14 protein-coding genes and 1 tRNA gene are annotated in these 19118 nt (G+C 44.5%); 1 reads left to right on the plus strand and 14 read right to left on the minus strand.

Going from position 1 to position 19118, the window contains the following annotated elements:
- Positions 1 to 66 precede the first annotated feature (66 nt).
- The 12 genes from JL57_RS12635 to JL57_RS12690 form a co-directional block, all read right to left on the minus strand.
- Complete coding sequence (locus tag JL57_RS12635) at positions 67 to 1548, minus strand: pyridoxal-phosphate dependent enzyme (protein ID WP_034142408.1); 1482 nt, start codon at positions 1546 to 1548, stop codon at positions 67 to 69.
- A gap of 154 nt (positions 1549 to 1702) precedes the next feature.
- Positions 1703 to 2983, minus strand: a complete 1281-nt coding sequence (gene thrC / locus JL57_RS12640) for a threonine synthase (RefSeq protein WP_034142409.1) — start codon at positions 2981 to 2983, stop codon at positions 1703 to 1705.
- A 10-nt stretch (positions 2984 to 2993) separates the two neighbouring features.
- Complete coding sequence (ssnA, locus tag JL57_RS12645; RefSeq protein ID WP_034142410.1) at positions 2994 to 4322, minus strand: putative aminohydrolase SsnA; 1329 nt, start codon at positions 4320 to 4322, stop codon at positions 2994 to 2996.
- Positions 4323 to 4386: 64 nt separating this feature from the next.
- Entirely contained in the window at positions 4387 to 5577 is a 1191-nt protein-coding gene (preA, locus tag JL57_RS12650; RefSeq protein WP_034142411.1) for an NAD-dependent dihydropyrimidine dehydrogenase subunit PreA, read from the minus strand.
- 191 nt (positions 5578 to 5768) lie between these two features.
- Positions 5769 to 7118: a nucleobase:cation symporter-2 family protein gene (locus JL57_RS12655; protein ID WP_034142412.1), complete on the minus strand. Its 1350-nt coding sequence runs from the start codon at positions 7116 to 7118 to the stop codon at positions 5769 to 5771.
- Positions 7119 to 7811: 693 nt separating this feature from the next.
- Positions 7812 to 10874, minus strand: coding sequence for a putative selenate reductase subunit YgfK (ygfK, locus tag JL57_RS12660; RefSeq protein ID WP_034142413.1), 3063 nt, complete (start codon positions 10872 to 10874; stop codon positions 7812 to 7814).
- Positions 10875 to 10992: 118 nt separating this feature from the next.
- Positions 10993 to 11499, minus strand: coding sequence for a xanthine dehydrogenase subunit XdhC (gene xdhC / locus JL57_RS12665; protein WP_034142414.1), 507 nt, complete (start codon positions 11497 to 11499; stop codon positions 10993 to 10995).
- Complete coding sequence (gene xdhB, locus JL57_RS12670; RefSeq protein ID WP_034142415.1) at positions 11492 to 12373, minus strand: xanthine dehydrogenase FAD-binding subunit XdhB; 882 nt, start codon at positions 12371 to 12373, stop codon at positions 11492 to 11494. The genes xdhC and xdhB overlap by 8 nt, the downstream gene beginning before the upstream one ends.
- Positions 12374 to 12388: 15 nt before the next feature.
- Positions 12389 to 14749 carry a xanthine dehydrogenase molybdenum-binding subunit XdhA gene (xdhA, locus tag JL57_RS12675; RefSeq protein WP_034142416.1) on the minus strand — a complete coding sequence of 787 codons (2361 nt, stop codon included), beginning with the start codon at positions 14747 to 14749 and terminating at the stop codon, positions 12389 to 12391.
- Positions 14750 to 15099: 350 nt separating this feature from the next.
- The gene (locus JL57_RS12680; RefSeq protein ID WP_034142417.1) at positions 15100 to 16872 is read right to left on the minus strand and encodes a sigma-54-dependent Fis family transcriptional regulator; all 1773 of its coding nucleotides are present in this window, start codon (positions 16870 to 16872) and stop codon (positions 15100 to 15102) included.
- A gap of 113 nt (positions 16873 to 16985) precedes the next feature.
- Positions 16986 to 17267: a DUF1294 domain-containing protein gene (locus JL57_RS12685; RefSeq protein WP_034142418.1), complete on the minus strand. Its 282-nt coding sequence runs from the start codon at positions 17265 to 17267 to the stop codon at positions 16986 to 16988.
- Positions 17268 to 17289: 22 nt separating this feature from the next.
- The gene (locus tag JL57_RS12690; protein ID WP_291300026.1) at positions 17290 to 17850 is read right to left on the minus strand and encodes a UbiX family flavin prenyltransferase; all 561 of its coding nucleotides are present in this window, start codon (positions 17848 to 17850) and stop codon (positions 17290 to 17292) included.
- 322 nt (positions 17851 to 18172) lie between these two features.
- Here JL57_RS12690 and JL57_RS12695 point away from each other — a divergent pair.
- Positions 18173 to 18259 (plus strand) — tRNA-Leu (locus JL57_RS12695).
- A 144-nt stretch (positions 18260 to 18403) separates the two neighbouring features.
- On the opposite strand, the gene JL57_RS36390 is transcribed toward JL57_RS12695, so the two are convergent.
- Together JL57_RS36390 and JL57_RS12700 are read right to left on the minus strand one after the other, a co-directional pair.
- Complete coding sequence (locus JL57_RS36390; RefSeq protein ID WP_366557018.1) at positions 18404 to 18700, minus strand: four-helix bundle copper-binding protein; 297 nt, start codon at positions 18698 to 18700, stop codon at positions 18404 to 18406.
- 41 nt (positions 18701 to 18741) lie between these two features.
- Entirely contained in the window at positions 18742 to 18978 is a 237-nt protein-coding gene (locus JL57_RS12700) for a DUF2922 domain-containing protein (protein WP_034142419.1), read from the minus strand.
- Positions 18979 to 19118: the final 140 nt, after the last annotated feature.

Raw genomic sequence — 19118 nt, forward strand, 5'->3', positions numbered from 1 at the left:
TTACCTATTTTATTGGAAATCCCCTTAATGCATATACTATCTATAGGTAGTGATATATTTAAATGCTTATTTTGCAATACCAGTTTTTTCATTGAACTGTTCAATCAGTTTATCGAGTTCTGGACCCATTTGATGCAACCTGCCCCAGTATTCGTCATAGTCATACCATTGGGCATTTAGATCTTCCACATCATACTCTTGTTGTTCGATCCAAGTGTAGTACTTGAGGTTATGAATACGCTTTTTAGTTTGATAGGTTAACTCTTCCATGCTGTCTGTTCTTACACCCATAACACTTTTGTGATGATCAATGGCAGCATCTGTCGAACTATAGACTTTGCCTCTTTCGGCTTCCATTTCTTGCAATCTCGACTGATACATTTCTGCAGAGTCTGTTAGCACCGTCATAACAATATCATTTTCAGTTAACTCGTAGTATTTCGCGAATTTTATACAAGATAGAATATTTGCAGCACCTGAAATTCCAACCCAAGAAAGCTTCGAGATGACCTCTTCAGAAATCCCTTGTTCTCTCAGATAGTCCTGTCCTGCTGGCTCATTAAAGAGACGGAACATACCCAAACTATCATTGTCATCAATGGCGATTACCATATCCGTATTTCTAACATTATGAACCCAAGGGATATGTTTATCCCCGATCCCTTCAATTCTATGTTCACCAAAACCATTGTTCAATAAGGTTGGGCACTGTAAGGCTTCACCAACGGCAAGTTTAGCATGAGGATACTGATCTTTTATGAAGTCTCCACTTCCAAGTGTGCCAGCAGAACCAGATGTTAAGCATACCCCTGCTACTTTACCCTTTGCCCCAATTTCCGCTTTAATAATATCATTCATAGCATTACCTGTGACTTCATAGTGCCAGAGATTATTACCCAGTTCTCCGAACTGATTGAAGATCACAACATTATCTCGGGTTCTCCGAAGTTCCCAGGTTTTGTCGTAAATTTCCTTGACATTACTTTCGCTGCCGGGTGTAGCAATAACTTCGCCAGCAACTTGTTTCAGCCATTCAAAACGCTCTTTACTCATATTCTCTGGTAAGATAGCAATGGACTTACAACCTAATAAGGCAGAATTATAGGCTCCACCGCGGCAGTAGTTCCCTGTTGAAGGCCAAACTGCCTCATGAAATTTTGGATCAAATTGTCCCGTCACTAAACGGGGAACTAAACAAGCAAAACTTGCTCCAACCTTATGAGCTCCGGTTGGAAAATACTTTCCTGACATTGCGATAATTCTAGCTTTAACCCCTGAAATTTCGAAAGGAATTTCCACATAGTTCGGTAAGGGATTAAATAAGCCGCCCTCTTTAATGGGTTGATTCTTCCAGGATATTCTGAACAAGTTAATGGGGTCAACGTCCCATAACCCAGTTTTCTTTAACTTCTCTTTGACTGATGCAGGTATCTTATTCGGATCTTTCATCTGTGCTAGGGTCGGGATAACAACATTTTTTTCCTTGACACTCTGCACTGTCTTTTTAAGCTGCTCTTCATTAATGGTTAAATCAATCAAGTTTCTCATATTGGACCTCCCTTTATTCGTGGTTCGTGGTTCGATGTTCGTGGTTCGAAATTACGTGTTCATAGTTCATAGTTCATAGTTCATGGTTCGTGGTTCGTGGTTCGAATATCGCATCCCCTTATATCATAACCGACTTTCGCCTCTACATCGTTCTTCACTTCTCGTTCGAACCTCGAACATCGAATATCGAATCACGATTAGCGCCTTCCAACTTGACTAACAGTTCTTTCAGCGAAGGCTCGACTTTGATGGGCTCACCCACAGCTTTAATGGCATTCTGAACATCCTTTAACCCATTACCGGTTACAATAGAAACTACTTTTTCGTCGGCCCCAATGACCCCTTTTTCCACCAGAACCTTAAGCCCGGCGGTTCCAGTCACACCCGCCGGTTCTCCGAAAATACCGCTGGTTCTACCCAGTTCGCGCATGGCATCCAAGATCGCTTCATCGGAGACTGCAACCATCGTGCCACCTGATTCGCGAACAGCATTTAAGGCTTTATCCGGATTGCGCGGCACGCCGACTGCAATACTATCGGCGATTGTATTCTCTTCCTTAGGTTGCCAGGGGCGATTTTCCACGAAGGCATCGACGAGTGGGCAACACCCAGTGGACTGTACTCCGGCAATTTTAGGTAAGCGGTCGATCCACCCAGCACTGTATAGATCCTTAAAGCCTTTCCAGACCCCTGCTATGGTGCAGCCGTCCCCAACGGACAGGATCACCCAGTCAGGCACTTCCCAGTTTAATTGCTCGGCAATCTCTAAGGCGACGGTCTTCTTACCCTCGACAAGATACGGATTAATGGCCGCATTTCGATTATACCAACCAAAGCGATCAATGGCCTCTGCAGAAAGTCTAAAGGTATCTTCATAAGACCCTTGGACACTAATCACCGTGGCTCCAAAGATCAGCAATTGAGCGATCTTCCCTTGGGGTGCTCGGCTCGGCACAAAAATAACGGATTTAATCCCCATGGCCGCAGCACTACCCGCTAAGGATGAAGCGGCATTGCCAGTTGAAGAAGCGGCGACCGTCGGCGCCTTTTCCTCGACTGCTTTAATAACGGCAATGATCGAAGCCCGGTCCTTTAGGGAAGCGGTGGGATTCTGTCCGTCGTCTTTAATATAAAGGTTACTCATCCCTAGACTTTTGCCCAGTCCCTGCGGTTTATAAAGCGGGCTCCAGCCCACTCTCAGATGGGGGCGAGCTGAATCTGGATGAATGGGCAGAAAAGGAAGGTAGCGAAAAATCGAATAATCTTTGGACTGGCTTAGTTGCTCACGTGACGTCAACCGATTAATCTCTTGGTAATCGTAGAGGACATCCATAATGCCACCTTTTTTGCCACAAGTAGGACAAGTATAGGTCCCAGCTTCGGCGGGGACTTCCTTTCCACAATCAATACAGCGGAGTCCTAACACATTCTTCATCAAGATCACCTCAAATTCTATTCCAAACTTCCTGGGCCAATTCCCTGGACCGAGCACCGATAGCTTCTTCATCAATGTCGATCAGCTTTCGGTCAAGCATGCGCACGCGCCCATTGATGACCGTTGTTTCGACAGCCCGTCCTGAGACTCCAAACAGAAGATGTCCGGTCCAATTGTTAGGTCCGATGGGAGTCGGAGGCGTGTAATCGACAACGATAACATCAGCCCATGCTCCTTCTGTCAATTCGCCGAACTTACCGCCAAACAATTCGGAGGCGATTTTAGGATTATTACCATAAAGCATTTGAGGAATTTCACCCCAGGCGACACTGGGATCCGCCGCGGCATGCTTATGAAGTACATTCCCTACTTTGGCGCTTTCAAACATGTCACAAGTATAACCATCCGTTCCAAGTCCCACCTTGACCCCTTGGCTGAGCATTTTAAGAACGGGTGTTACTCCAACAGCATTTCCCATATTGGATTCCGGATTATGAACAACTTGGGTTTGAGAATTATTAAGAATTTCGATCTCGTGATCATCAATATGTACACAGTGTACTGCAATAGTCTTGGGTCCCAAAATCTTGAACTTATCTAAGCGCTCGACCACCCGCATTCCGTATTTGGCAAGACTGTCTTCTAAGTCCTCAATTCCTTCGGCAACATGTACGTGAAATCCTGCACCCAGACGATTGGCTTCTTCACTGCACTGAGTCAGGGTTTGATCGGATAAGGTCAAAGAAGCGTGAAGTCCGAACATACCTGCTACCATTTCATCCGGTTGAGCCTGACAAGCTTTGATGAAGTCAACGTTCTCTTGGATTCCTTCTTGGGCAATTTTTTCCCCATCCCGATCTGAGACCTCATAACAAAAGGCCGCCCGAACCCCCATCTCTTTGGCTGCCTTAGCAAGCGTGGATAAGCTCCCCGTAATAGCCATGGGGCTGGCATGGTGATCAATAATTGTGGTCGTTCCTGTTTTGATACACTCGATCAAAGGAGTCAGACCACTGTAATAGACATCATCAAGGGTCAGTAATTTATCGAGTTTCCACCAAAGTCCTTCAAGGATATCTCCAAAGCTTTTTGGAGCTTTACTCTTGGAATCCATGCCACGCGCAAACGTACTGTAAAGATGCATATGGGTATTGACCATCCCTGGCATGATCAGCTTTCCATGAGCATCAATAAACTCTACATCCGGGTACCGGGCCTTTAAATCTTGGGTTGACCCAATTTCCAGGATCTTTTTGTCTTGAATTAGCACACCACCCTTGGGAATAACTTGATTCCGCTCGCCCAAAGTTAAGACCGTACCATTACCGATTAACAGCAATACAATCACCCTCTCTTAATTATTTTTCCCAAGACCCTCACTCTACCCAGATCGTTGTCTCCACCTAAAGAATAATGGGTCTGACTAACGAAATTGCCTTTGAAGAACACATCGCTCGACATAGTCCACACCCTATACACTTACTTATTTCAACCTGTGGACGACCCTTGATCAGAACTATAGCATCATGTCCACCTGTTCGACAAGCTGTATAGCAGACTCCGCAACCATCACAGACCTCGGACTGAATGCGGGAGACTACTTGAATGCCCCTCGGGAGTTGGGAATGCTCCACTAAATAAGGCAAAGACCTTCCAATCAGGTCGGTTAAACTTTGAAAACCCTTTTCCTCCATAAAACCTTCTAAACCACGCAATAAATCACCGATGATCCCTACGCCAAAACGCAATACCGCGGTGCATATTTGCAAGGTGCTAGCCCCAAGAAGGAGGAATTCTGCGCCATCTTGCCAAGTAGTTATTCCACCACTCGCTGTAATATCAATATCCACTTGTTGGGCAATTTCCGCCGTACAACGCAAGGCAATGGGTTTCAAGGCCGATCCAGAAAGCCCTCCATAGGTCGATAAGCCAGCTACATTTGGATAAGGAATCAGGGTATCTAAGTTGACACCAGTAATACATTTTATCGTATTTATTGCACTAACTCCATCTGCACCACCACGTCTAACCGCCTTAGCCGTAGCAATAATATCGGAATCTTGTGCAGATAATTTAATGACTACAGGAACATTTCCCACGACTTCTTTCACCCAGCGAGCGATCGGTTCCGTCCCCTCAGGCTCTTGAACTTTCGTACATAGCCCCCACTCAGTTCCATGAGGGTGCCAAATACTACACTCAATTATGTCTGCTCCAGCGTCTACAAACCGCCTAGCCAACGATTGCCAGTCTTCTTTCGTGGAGGCCATAATACTGGGAATGACGATTTTATTCGGGAAACGTGTTTTTAAAGTACGCACATTTTGTTCAATCACTTCGACGGAATGTTCAGAAACGAGGTCGATGTTTTGCAGACCTATAAATTCGCCTGCTTGCTCAAGGCGAGTAACCAATGGAAAAACTCGACTTACAATTCTAGAATCGACTGCAACGGTCTTTAAGACTGCTCCAGCCCAGCCGGCTTCAAAAGCCTGTATTAAGAGACCGAGGTGATCTGTACTAGGTGAAGGAGCCAAAATAAAGGGGTTTTCAAATCTGATTCCGCAAAAATCAACGGATAAATCGACTGTCACTTCCTATAACCCCTTTTAAAATACTGATTTTAAAACTAAATTACGATGCTTGGTGACTGAGTGGGGGTCTTATCCTCCTCACTCCATTAAATCGGCCAAATTCATCTCCCACCTTCGAGTGAAAGATGAATTATGGCTCTTGATTAACCTATGGAGAAGGTGGGAAAGAAATCTCTCCCACCGCCGATTAATTACTCTCGAATTCCGGCATGAGCCTTTAGTTCATCTAAATCTCCTGCGCCTTTGCTTCCATTAAAGAAAGCATTAAGGACAATCGCCGTGATTGAACCTAAGGTAATTCCACTATGCATAATGGTTTGACTCCAAGATGGGAAATGTTGAAAGAAGTTCGGAGTTACTACTGGAATAACACCAATTCCGATACTAATAGCAACAATGAAAATGTTATTAACGTTCTTCTCGAAGTCCACTTTCGCAAGAGTCTTAATCCCGCTGGCAGCGACGATTCCGAACATTGCTATTCCAGCTCCCCCAAGGACTGGGGTAGGCAGGGAGGCAATAATGGTAGCCATCTTAGGAAATAAGCCTAATATAACTAAGATGACACCGGATGTTGCGACGACGAAACGACTCTTGACTCCAGTTAAACCGACCAAGCCGACGTTCTGCGCAAAGGCCGTGTACGGGAAGGCATTGAAGATACCACCAAGGGCAGTGGCTAAGCCATCTGCTCTTAAACCAGCAGTAAGTTCTTCTTCACCGATCTTTTTCCCGACCATTTCACCAATAGCCAGAAAGTCTCCCGTTGACTCAACCATGACAACCAACATTACCAGAATCATAGCGATAATCGAACCGATCTCAAACTTTGGAACTCCGAAGAAAAAGGGCGTTGTAATGCCAATCCAAGGAGCTGTAGCCACTCCCGAGAAGTTTACAAGTCCTAAGGGGATGGCAACAACTAGGCCGACCAGTAAACCCAGCAAAACGGCAATATGGGAAACAAAGCCTTTGAAAAGTTTATTAATCAAGAGAATTGCCACCAGCACAATTGTTGCCACCAGAATAAAGGTTAAAGAGCCATAATTCTTGTTTCCAACTCCGCCTGCAGCCCAGTTAATACCGACTGGCAGGAGAGAAACCCCGATAATTGTAATAATTGTACCCGTGACGATTGGGGGGAAGAAACGAATCAACTTACTAAAATATGGAGCAACTAAAAACGTAAATAGACCAGCCACTATGACAGAGCCAAAGATCAACGTCATACCGCCACTTTTGGCCATAATGACCATAGGCGTAACAGCAGCAAAAGTAACCCCTTGAATGACAGGAATCTTAATTCCGATTTTCCAAATCCCTAAGGTTTGGAGTAGTGTAGCAATACCACAAGTAAATAAGTCAGCGTTAATCAAAAAAGCCGTTTGTGCTTGAGTTAAGCCAGCTGCTCCAGCAATAATCAACGGAACGGCAACCGCTCCGGCATACATCGCCAGTACGTGTTGTAACCCGTATAGAAAAAGTTTCCCAGCAGGCAGCATCTCGTCGACCGGTGCCACTCCATGTTTGGTATTAGCCATTATTTGCTTTCACTCCTTTATTTTTGATGCGGGCCAAAGATCTCATTAAGCCTAAATCACCTCCTTCAAATTTCGTCCTTGAATTTAGTCCCGCAACTTTATCAAGGTGTCTATTTCAACCGACCTTTTATAGTAACCCGTAATGGTCGGGGGACAATAAGATTATGACGAAACAATTAAGACACAATTTTCTTCTTATTCAAGAAGTATGTAGCAAGATTCGTGCCAACTCGACACTTACTGCAAATCCAGCCTAAAATACACCTTTGGGGAATATTTACCGTAACGAAATTATCAAAATGGTAATCTCTTAGGATTCTAAAGGGTATCTTCACAAATTTCCGCCCTAAATATACATTGATGCTGGATTTGAGGGAGGACTTTATTGATTATCATTTTGATATGCATAGTTATCAGAATGAGTCAGAATGCTCAATCTTTCCGTGTGGCTTCACCTGCCAAAGATAAAATTCTTTCTACCGAAAAAGAAATAGCCACGTCGAATCCGATTTAACATGGTTCGTTCCATCCCTTTTTGAGCAATCCATTGTTGCATTTGATCGGCAGAGAGACTTAATTCATTCGTTATTATTCGGTAATACGACCCGTTCTTGCATGATTCGACATTAATAACAAGTGAAATTTAGAGAGGCCCGCTATAATACTTCGACCTCTCTAAATATGCGCATTTTTTTAAAGTTTATACAAATAACCGTATTCTTTATAAACTGTCCAAATAAAGGCTGCAACCTTGTCATCCATCGGCAAACTTGGTTTACCGGCTTCATCAAACTTCACCTTGTGGATTTTCTCCTCTAGGCGAAGCATGAATTCCCCATTGCGACCACCATCTAAGAAATAGAAGCCGATATTAGGACTATCCATGAAATCTTTCTCAGTCCAGAAGAGAGTTAGCTTTACCTTGTACGGCTCACTGGAATACGGGCAGAAGGTCCCGCAGTTTCCGCAGACATTACACATTCCATCCATATGCAGAATCTGATTCATATTCGTTAAACCTTGGCCCTTGACCGGAATCATAAGGTTGGCGCGGTTTGGGCAGACCTCAGCACAGATATTACAGACTTTATTGCACTCTAAACATCTGTCGGATTCCAGCTTGTGATCGGCAACAGGTTTCATTACGCCTTTCTTTTCAGCAATCTCTAATAACTGCTTTTCATTATTAAAGGAGATCTTAGACGTAAACTCTTGTTTGAATTCCAGCTGTTCCTTTTCTAGAATGGCTTTAGCCACAATTGTTCCGTGCTTAGCAGCACCGACCACTGTCCAAGGTCCAACCAGGGCATCTCCACCGATAAAGACATTTTCCACACTAGTTTCCAGGGTTTCTTGGTTGACGCGAATGATCCCTTTCTCCCCTACTTCAATACCGTTGCTCTTTAAGAGGTCATAATCGATCAGTTCCCCAATCGCTGACAAGACGGTATCGATGGGCAGTTCTTCAAAGGCACCCGCCTTGGCCACTGGTTTCCTTCGCCCAGAGGCATCCGCTTGACCCAGCTCCATGGTCTGACATTTCAAGACGCCCTTAGTCAAGGAGACTGGCGCAAGAAGCTCCTTGAAGATAACCCCATCTTCCTGAGCATAGTGAAGCTCTTCTTTGTCAGCAGGCATGTAGTCTTTTGTTCTACGATAGACAATATAGACATTCTCCACGCCTTTCACTCTCAGGGCAGCCCGAGCAGCATCCATCGCAGAATTACCGCCCCCGACAACTGCCACGTTCTTACCCAGCTTTAGGGCCTCTTTGTCAGCGTTAAAGGCTTCCAGGAAGGGTATCGCTCCCATCACCCGTTCCCTATCCCCTTGGATCTCCAGATCATTGGTCTTTCCTGCACCGATTGCTAGATAGACATACTGGAACCCTTTCGCTTTGTAATCAGCTACGGAAACCTTGGGATCAATCCCAAATTGGAACTTAACGCCCATTTTTTCGATCAGTTTAATGTCTTTAGTGATCGCTTCTCTTGAGATTCTGAAATCCGGGATAACGTATTCGACGGTACCGCCGGCTTTCTGACGTTTATCAAAAACAGTAACCTCCATGCCCCCTTTGGCAAGGAAATAAGCGGCCGCCAGGCCAGATGGACCTGCTCCAATGACGGCTACTTTGGCAGATGACTCAGGTTTCAGGGTAGGAAGCTTCTGCATATAGGCATCAAACCCTTTTTCTGCAGCCACCAATTTTTGTCCCCGGATATGCACTGACTCATCATAATATAAACGGGTACACTTGGTCATACAGTTGTGGGTACAAATCGTCCCCGTAATAAAGGGGAATGGGTTTTTGGAGACTATGACATCAAACGCTTCCTCATAGCGTTCCTCGCCTACCAAGCGAAGGTACTCAGGGACATCTTGTTCAATGGGACATCCAACAGTACATGGGGCCATGAAACAATCAAGCACAGGGAGCTTAAGCTCTGTTTTACGATTGACCAGGTCTCTCTTTTCCTTGAGATGGTTAGCATCGTCCAAGGAACTTTCAGCTAGGGCTTTTAGTTTTTTCATATCCAGCTTATCGGAGTCTTGCTTACCCATGAGTGGATCTAAGAGATCTGCCATTTGCTTAAAGCGCGTATAGGCTCCGGGTTTTAACAGAGTTGTTGCCACGGTGATTGGCTGGATTCCCGTCTCAAAGATTCGATCAATATTAAAGGCATCCGCTCCACCTGAATAGGAGATCTTGAGATCCCCTCCGAACTCCGCAGCTAACTTATACGCCAGATTAATCGTTAAGGGATAAAGTGCTCGACCGGACACGTACATTTCCTCGCCCGGCAATTCCGATTTCATGATCCTTACAGGCAACGTATTAGACATCTTGATGCCAAAATCTTTTTGCTTCTCCAGGGCGAAAACTTTGAGACGTTTTAACATCTCAACGCCATCTTTAAATTGAAGGTCATGGGTAAAGGATTCTTCCTTCAACTCAATATATTTGTAACCCATTTTATCGAAGGTGTTCCTCACATACTCATATCCTAAAAGCGTCGGATTCATCTTCACAAAGGTATGCAATTTCTTTTCACTGATTAAGTATTTAATGATAGCTTCGATTTCTGCCGGTGGGCAGCCATGCATGGTCGATAAGGTAATCGACGTGCAAATATTAGGTGAAATCTGTTCAATAAAAGCTCGATCAATCGTTTTAAACTGATCAACATTTTCCAGTAAAGAAGCAAGACACTCCTTAAAAATCAACCTTTCTGAAGCGTCTTTAAGCCCTTCGATGAATTGATCAACTTTAGGAGATTGAATCCCTTTCAAGTCATACCCTACGCTCATATTGAACATAAATCGTCGATCACTTTGGTTAAAGAACTCCTTTTGTAAGACGTGGAGAGCAAACCAGGCTTTTACATACTCGTCAAAGGCACCCATAATCGGAAGCTCCGTAGACCACTCCGTGTTATAGCATTCGTCCTCCGCCAGGATACAGGGCTTAGGAATCTCTAACTCATCCATGATTTGAACAGATTTCAACTCGAAGAAACGACTCCCGCTCAGGTAAGAAGCGATAATGTTTTGTGCGAGTTGAGTATGCGGACCAGCCGCCGGACCAACTGGAGTATCCATGGTTTCACCAAAAAGTCCAATCTGGTGGTCATTCTTCTTTTGGAAAAATTTAACCTCAGATACGCCGAAAATAGTCTGAGTGCGCTTATATTCTTCGAACATCCAGTTAACCAAGTTCTTGAAGGGAATTTGAATCATTTTATCACTCATCATTCGTTATCATTCCTCAATTCTTTATTGATTTGATCTGCTGCTCAGCGCCAATCATTGCCACATTTTCATAATGGTAATAAGTTTCGCCGAGCCCTAGCTAAGCTTAAGTAAATTTCGTTTATTTTCCTTTATAATGAGGGCTGTCAACACACGTGCAAATATGCCCTTCTAAGGACTTTTCAGCAGCTTTTAAGATACTCTGGTAACCTGTACACCGACATAAATGACCTGAGAGTTCTCGTTTAATCTCCTCACGAGTGTAATCTTTGCCACTCTCCACCATAGCCGTAGTGGTCAGAACGAGGCCAGGGGTACAGAAGCCACACTGCACAGCCCCTTCTTCGACGTAGGTTTTCTGAACATCAGAAAGTTCCCCATTTTTTGCCGCCAAACCCTCTATCGTCCTAATCTCCTTACCGTCCGCCCAAACGGCTAAGTATATGCAGGTATCATAAGGCGTACCATCAATCAGTACGCTGCAGGCGCCACATTCGCCAACCCCACAGCCTTGTTTAGCACCCGTAAAACCCAATTGACTTCTCAAAACATCCAGCAACGATTCGCGTACATCCACCTCAAAATTATAGGCTCTTCCATTCACCGTAAAGGCAATTCGCTTAAACAACTTCCGCACCTCCTGCGTTGACAACAGCTATTTTCAGGGCTCTTTGCGTGAGTTCTTCGACAAGATGTTCCCTATACTCTTTAGAAGCCCGCCAAGAGGTTCGTGCCTTGGCTGATTTAACCGCCAGCTTGCCAATCTCCGTCAACGTAGCGGATGAAACTTTCTTCCCCTTGGCGTACTCTTCTGCTTCAAGGCACCTTAAGGGAGTTGGACCTGCAACCCCTAGTCCAATTCTTACGTCTGCAAAGTATCCGCTCTGCAGTTTGCAGACAACGGCCACTCCCAGGGTGGCAATATCCATCGCTTCACGCATGGCAAACTTAATATATTGCCCGCCAAAGCCTTGATAATCTTCCGGCGCAATCAGAATCTCGGTAAGAATTTCCCCTGGCTTCAAAGCAACTTTACCAGGCCCAAGATAAAATTCACGGATGGTCACGACACGTTCCCCATTTGCATCCTGTAATTTCAGCTGGGCATTCAGCGCAAACAAGGAAGAGGCGCTGTCTGCAGACGTTGCTCCATTACAAACGTTTCCTCCGATAGTGGCGATATTTCTGATTTGCGGCCCCCCCATGGAGATCGCCGCTTCGGTGAGAATTGGGATTGCCTCCCGAAGAATCGGATTGTGGAAAATCATCGAAAAGGTAGCCATTGCTCCGATCACGATCGTCCCATTTTCTGATATTTGAATACTCTCCAAGGATTTAATCTTGCGAAGGCTCAAGAGCTCTGCATCTTCAAGTTGCCCTCCGTGCATTTTGATGAGCACGTCTGTCCCACCGGCAATAATTCTCAGATTGGGGTTTTGTGAAAGGAGCGCAGTCGCTTCACTAACGGTCTCGGCATCGTAATATCCTTTAATATCGTACATCGTTTCACCGCCTTACTAGATTAATCCAACTTCTTTAAACTTTTCGAAAACACGTTGCGGATTCATCGGGATCCGATTGAAAGCCACGTCCGTCGCATCCAATACAGCATTGCGAATTGCCGGAGCCGGAGAAACAATCGGAGGCTCTCCCAAGGATTTGACGCCAAAGGGCCCTGTTGGATCATCTTGTTCCACGAAAGCTGCGCCAATATCAGGTGTATCCATCATGGTCGGAAGTTTATAATCCAGCAAATTATTGTTAAGAGGTTTACCCGTCACCTCATCAAAGAGCAACTGTTCGGAGAGGGCATAGCCAATGGCCATACTCACCCCGCCATGCACTTGCCCCTCTGCCAAGAGTGGATTGATGATCTTACCAGAATCATGGACATTGAAGATTTCCGATATCTTAATTTTCCCAGTCTTGATGTCGACTTCCACTTCTACAAAGGTTACCCCAAAAGGTATGGCATTAAGGCGAGCATTATTTGAAACATCACTGGTAATAGGTTGGGCATGAACTCTGTCATAATAGGACTGCATCGCAACCACTTCCAGGGCTAGGATTTGTTCGCCAGACTCTTTAAAGACAATGAATTGATCTTGAAGATCTAAGAGATGGGCAGGGATATCTGTCATCCTCTGGGCAAAACCAAGCACTTTTGCCTTAACTTCCAGGGCAGCCTTTTCCACAGCCATCCCTGTTACATAGGTTTGCCTCGAAGCATAAGACCCCGTATCAAAGGGGGTAATATCTGTATCTTGGGTGGAGACGACATGGACCATATACATGGGAAGACCGAGGACCTCAGCCACCATTTGAGCGAAGACTGTGTCACTCCCTTGGCCGATTTCTGTTGCACCGAGTTGAACTTGCACTGAACCATCTTGGTTCATGACAATACGCACTCCAGCAAGTTCTAAGGCTACCGGATAGGTTCCCGAAGCATAGCTAAAGCAGGCCATGCCTAACCCTCGACGCAGATCTCCGCTCTGCTCCTTGTACAAGGCTTTCTTGACGTCCCACTTGATTAACTCTCGACCCTTATCGATGCATTCCCGGATAGCACAGCTCATGATCTTATTTTTACTCAACGGTTCTACAAACCCAACTTCAACTAGGTTTTTCTTCCGAATCTCGATGGGGTCCAGGTTGAGTTTCTTGGCAATATCTTCGATATGAGATTCAAAGGCAAAGAATATCTGGGGAGTACCATACCCCCGCATCGCTCCAGCAACCGGCAAATTGGTATAAACCGTTATAGGATCATATTTCAAGGCCTTGGTTGGATATAGATAGCGGAATTTACCGCCCCCGCTTGAAGCAATAGAATGACCATGTGACGCGTAGGCGCCAGTGTTGGAAACGGCAGAAATATGTATTCCGTTAATTTTTCCATCCTGATTGATTCCAGTCTTGATTTTAAACTTGAAAGCATGACGGGTTCGGGTGTCAATCATGGCTTCCTCTCGCGAAAGTTCCAGTTTGACAGGTCTCCCACCCACAGCCAAACTCATAGCAGCATTCAAAGGTTCAATAGTCACATCCTGCTTATTACCGAACCCACCCCCAACGTAAGGCTTGATCACTCGTACCCGACCCCAAGAAACACCTAAGGATTGAGCAACGATCCTGCGCACAATGTGGGGGATCTGAGTTGAGGTCATGATCACGATTCGTCGATCTGCATCGACATAGGCATGGGATACTTGATTTTCCATATGACAATGCTGAACTATACTTGTGTGGTACTCACCTTCTATGACATGATCGGATTCAGCAAAAGCTGCTTCCATATCCCCTATTGCATAACCACCTAAAGCCAGTATGTTTCGTTCACAGTCATCATGAATCAAAGGGGCACCATCTTTAAGGGCAGCATCTGTGCTGGTTAACGCTTCCAACACTTCATATTCAACCTCAATCAGCTTCAAAGCCTTGGAGGCGATAAGAGCATCCGTGGCAACCACAGCTGCAATATTATCTCCCACAAATCGAGCCTTCTGCGTCAAAATATGGCGATCCTCTTTATCCCGATGGCTTTCATCGAGGGAAAAAGGATGCCCCGCGGTTCCATATTTAAGCTGCGCAACATCCACTTCATCCGTTGCGATAGCCTCTATAACTCCCGGCATAGCCGTAGCGAATCGAATATTCGGCAAATCATGGTACGTTAAAACAGCCTCGACTCCAGGTAAAGCTTTGGCTTTACTGACATCGATTGATTTAACAAGGGCATGAGCATAAGGACTATGTAGAATTTTCCCAATCAACATATCCCGTTCAGAAAAATCATCCGTATACTTGGCCTTCCCTGTTACTTTGGCGACAGCATCGACTCTTCTGACGCTTTTCCCTACCACCGTATAAGCCATTTCATTTCCTCCCGTCCTTAAAACTTATTAAGACCTCTCTGTCGATTAGAATTCCATCTTCAGAGAATGAAATACCAGCAATCCAAAATTATAACAATGCAATATTCATGCCAATGAGCTCAGATGTCGAAAAGAGGCTGAATCTGTGATTTGTTGTAATACTCGGAGGACAGGCCTTATCATAATGATAACGTCTGTCCTCGATTTCACTTATAATTCATTTATATCATTTGAGTCTATGACTAAATATCATTTTGATATTTTCTTATCATATTGAACTGCCTTTTATCAATTTGATAAGAAAAGAGTAAAGAAAAGCCCAGTCAAGATCTAAGCAACTTGTATTTCAATTAATCAATGTTATAACGTGCTAATTTGCGATATAAGGTTGCTACTCCAATTCCTAAGGCCTTGGCCACTTTCTCTTTTCCTCGAACACCAGCTTCCGCGGCTTGGTAACAGCGGAGAATTGTTTCCCGTTCAACATTTTCCAGATTAAACCCATTGAGTTCAGTATGATTTTGAGGAGCTGTTTTCAATCTCGGAGATAAATGTTCCTCAGTCAAAGTCGAACCTTCGGCTAAATTCATAGCATATTCAATCACGTTCTGAAGTTCTCGGACATTGCCTGGCCAAGAATAGTCTTGTAATCTCTGCCGAAATCCATCCGTTAAAAACTGAACGTTTTTATTCAGCTGTGGATTGTAACTCTTGATAAAATGCTGACTCAAAATATCCAAGTCTTCTTTTCTATCTCGCAGAGAGATAATCTCAATGGGAATCACATTAATCCTGTAATATAAATCTTCACGAAACTCACCTTTCGCCATCATTTGCTCAAGGTTACGATGGGTTGCAGCGATGACTCGGACATCTACAGGGATAGGAGTTATGCCCCCAATTCGTTCAATTTGACGTTCTTGGAGCACCCTAAGAATTTTGGCCTGTAAAAATAAGGGCATATCTCCAATTTCATCGAGGAATAGGGTTCCTTTGTTTGCCAATTCAAACTTGCCGATCTTGCCCCCTTTGCGAGCACCTGTAAAGGCCCCATCTTCGTATCCGAAGAGCTCACTTTCCAGCAACATTTCCGGAATCGCCGTACAATTAATCGCCATAAACATCCCTTGTTGTCTGGGACTGAGATTATGAATGGAGCGAGCTAACATTTCTTTACCTGTTCCACTCTCCCCCCGAATCAAGACCGTTGATTTCGTGTTAGCTACGACCTTTGCCCGCTCTCGGATTTGGCTTATACTCTGACTATTTCCCAAAATATCCTCGATGGTATAGCCTGCATCTTGAAGTGAGAGTCGGTTAACGATTCGACCGATTTCATCAAGCGGTCGCAAGGTGATAGCGATACTCTGCACCCTGTCTTCACTAGCAATGGGTAGAGCACGCAAAACCATCTGCACTCGGTTCTTCTTGGTTTCGACATGAACTTCACGTTCCACGACTTCGTCCATGTTTTTCCCGGCTTTTAGAATGTCCGCAACAATTTGTGGTGTGAATAAGGATTTTAATTGACTCCGTGGGGTAAGCAGATTAGCACTAAACAAGCGTTTAGCTGCTTGGTTATAGTGAAGGACATTTCCATCAAGATCCACCGTCAGCAGTCCCTCTTCCAAGCAGTCAATAATGGAGTTGAGATAATGATTGGACGATACCAGACCAGCTAAAAACTCCTGTTCCTTTAACTTTAAAGCAATAGTTTCAGCCATTTTCGTTAAAAAGATGAGATAGGATTGCTGATTTTCTTGGATGAGTTTCGCTTGGGCATCACTAAAGCAGATCAGTCCGATCACACCCACAGCTTTACCATCCACATTGATCGGGGATACCACTTCATATTTTTCGGAGCAATTTCCTCGAGCTTTACATGGGGCGCAAAGCGGATGGGTTCCCGGCGTTTCGATCACAAACTGATGTCCTGTCCGCAGTACTTCCTGATACACGTATCCCTGCCGATCCATGGATAGACCTACCCCTTTGTGATACCTTCCGGTTCCAGCAATACGCACCAAATTATGATCCGCTATCTCAATATCGATTTTCACAACAGTGGCAATCGCTTCAGCAATTTGTTGAGCATAATCTCTAACGGCCATAAGTTCAACCATCAAGTTACCCCCATAACTATTATTCTCATTAAAATCTTATAATATGACAATATTCCTTTTGATTGGCCTATTTTTTAATTCGTTAAGAATTCACTTTATCCTTTAACCTAGTTTCATTTTGCTAATGTTTGCAGATAAACGTACCCTAACATTAAAAAATTCACAAAGATCATAATAGGAGCACCTATAACGAATTTCTTGTGCTGGGTCTTATGACGAAAGAACTTCATCCCAGCAAAAAGTCCGATTCCTCCCAGTACAAATCCCATGAGGAGAAGATTTAACTCTTGTATCCTCCACTGTCCTAACTTAGCCAGGCGTTTATCTCTGCCCATTGCAATAAAAACGTAAATATTCCAAATCAAGTAGGCCCCCAAAAAAACTTCAATCCTCATCGCTCTAGTCCTCCTTACTGTTTTATACTCCGTTCCAGCGCCTAAAGAGTGTATTTTCTATCCCGAACTGATCTAAGGTTTTCCCAACGACATGATTCACTAAATCTTGTATCTCTTTCGGTTGGTGGTAAAACCCTGGCGAAGCCGGCATTATCGTTGCACCAGCCCGCGCCAGCCGTAGCATATTCTCTAAGTGAATAATATTATAAGGCATTTCGCGCGGAACCACGACAAGAGGGCAGCGCTCCTTCAACGTCACTTGAGCCGCTCGTGCCAAAAGATGGTCCCCCGTCCCCGTGGCCATTAAGCCCAAAGTGTTCATTGAACAGGGAATCACGACCATCCCAGCCGTACGATAAGAGCCGCTGGCCAGCGCTGAAAATAGATTATCATTCTCATGGATACGAACATTCTCCGGGAAGGCAGACCGTTCAATTCCGGTTTCATAGGCCAGTACCTTTTCCCCCGTTAAGGTCATGATCAATTCAACCTGCCAATCCATCGACGCCAGAACATTCATGAGTGTGGTCGCATAGATCGAACCACTTGCTCCTGTAACCCCAATAATTAATCGTTTTTGCACAGGGCACCTCCAACATAAATATTAAGTGAGGAATTCGCTTTTCGTTACTATAAATTACAACGTCCCTTACTCCAGAAAAGCCTTTTTCGTAGTCATTAGTTTCCCTCTTTCTCCCTGACCCATACAAAAGACCCCTAGCAGCAGTTTTGAAGGTAGGAGTCTCTTCGCTATCTCGTATAATTAATTATTGTATCATAGAAAAATCCCTCAGAGAACACAAAAAGCTTAGTGAGGTTTCACGGCCTACCGAGCATCATCCATGAAAAGGAATTAATTAACGATTGACAAACTATCTATCTTCTCATATAATAACCTATGTTACGCGGTCATGGCGGAACTGGCAGACGCGCTAGATTCAGGTTCTAGTGCTCGCAAGGGCATGGAGGTTCAAGTCCTCTTGACCGCACCAAATAAACAAGATATAACAAGGGTTTCAGCCATTAGGTTGAAACCCTTGTTTTTATTTTGATGTGTTTCGGAACATTTTCTAACATGAGTTTATTTTAACTGTCTTTGATACCCGCTATAATTTTATACTGTCAAATTAGCAGCCTTAAACTGGCGTTTGCCAGTTTGTTGTACTAAACCGCTGCGCGGTGGCTTTTTGAAGCCCTAATTTAATTGATTTCATGATAAATCGCCTACATTTTTGTAGTTGACATCTTGCGGCATTCATCTGCACATGACGGCATATATCAGCACAATTCTGACAGTGTGTATCCTGGAATTTGGCACACTCAGCAGCACAAGCATCGCAAATTGTGGCACACAGGTTACAGAATTGCTGACTAAATTCACTGTTTCTTGTTTCTTGACATGTATTGGGAAGCCATAGAACAGATATCTGCACAATCTCTTAGTACCTGGATGCAGTGTATTCTTGCCTGTACATCAGGTTGGCGGATCGTAGAGATCGTTGGTGGTCATATCGATCACCCTGATATCTCGTATCGCAGCCAGTTCGCCGCTGGGACTGTTAATAATATTCTTGGCTATAACCGTTTCCATCACAGTCTGGGCCTCAGACAGCGTCAGGTTCTCCCTCGGCTGTGGGACGGAAATAACGAAGGATTTGCCGCCGGTGGTAAGAAAAGTTAGCTTTAACACCTTGCTTGTAATAATCGCCATTTTAATCACCTCCTAAAGATTTACTTTGACTTTTCATAGCTGGTCTTTCAGGCAGATTTTCCCGCTGCTTATTCATTAATAAGCCCCCAGTTTTTGCCGAGCACAACATTCAGCAGCGGATACTGGCTCAGACTTGATAG

The organism is Desulfosporosinus sp. BICA1-9, assembly GCF_000802135.1.

Excerpts from the sequence above, each read along its gene's own strand:
- JL57_RS12635 (WP_034142408.1), bottom strand. The coding sequence starts at position 1,548 with ATGAGAAACTTGATTGATTTAACCATTAATGAAGAGCAGCTTAAAAAG.
- thrC (WP_034142409.1), bottom strand. The coding sequence starts at position 2,983 with ATGAAGAATGTGTTAGGACTCCGCTGTATTGATTGTGGAAAGGAAGTC.
- JL57_RS12655 (WP_034142412.1), bottom strand. The coding sequence starts at position 7,118 with ATGGCTAATACCAAACATGGAGTGGCACCGGTCGACGAGATGCTGCCT.
- ygfK (WP_034142413.1), bottom strand. The coding sequence starts at position 10,874 with ATGATGAGTGATAAAATGATTCAAATTCCCTTCAAGAACTTGGTTAAC.
- xdhB (WP_034142415.1), bottom strand. The coding sequence starts at position 12,373 with ATGTACGATATTAAAGGATATTACGATGCCGAGACCGTTAGTGAAGCG.
- xdhA (WP_034142416.1), bottom strand. The coding sequence starts at position 14,749 with ATGGCTTATACGGTGGTAGGGAAAAGCGTCAGAAGAGTCGATGCTGTC.
- JL57_RS12680 (WP_034142417.1), bottom strand. The coding sequence starts at position 16,872 with ATGGTTGAACTTATGGCCGTTAGAGATTATGCTCAACAAATTGCTGAA.
- JL57_RS12685 (WP_034142418.1), bottom strand. The coding sequence starts at position 17,267 with ATGAGGATTGAAGTTTTTTTGGGGGCCTACTTGATTTGGAATATTTAC.
- JL57_RS12700 (WP_034142419.1), bottom strand. The coding sequence starts at position 18,978 with ATGGCGATTATTACAAGCAAGGTGTTAAAGCTAACTTTTCTTACCACC.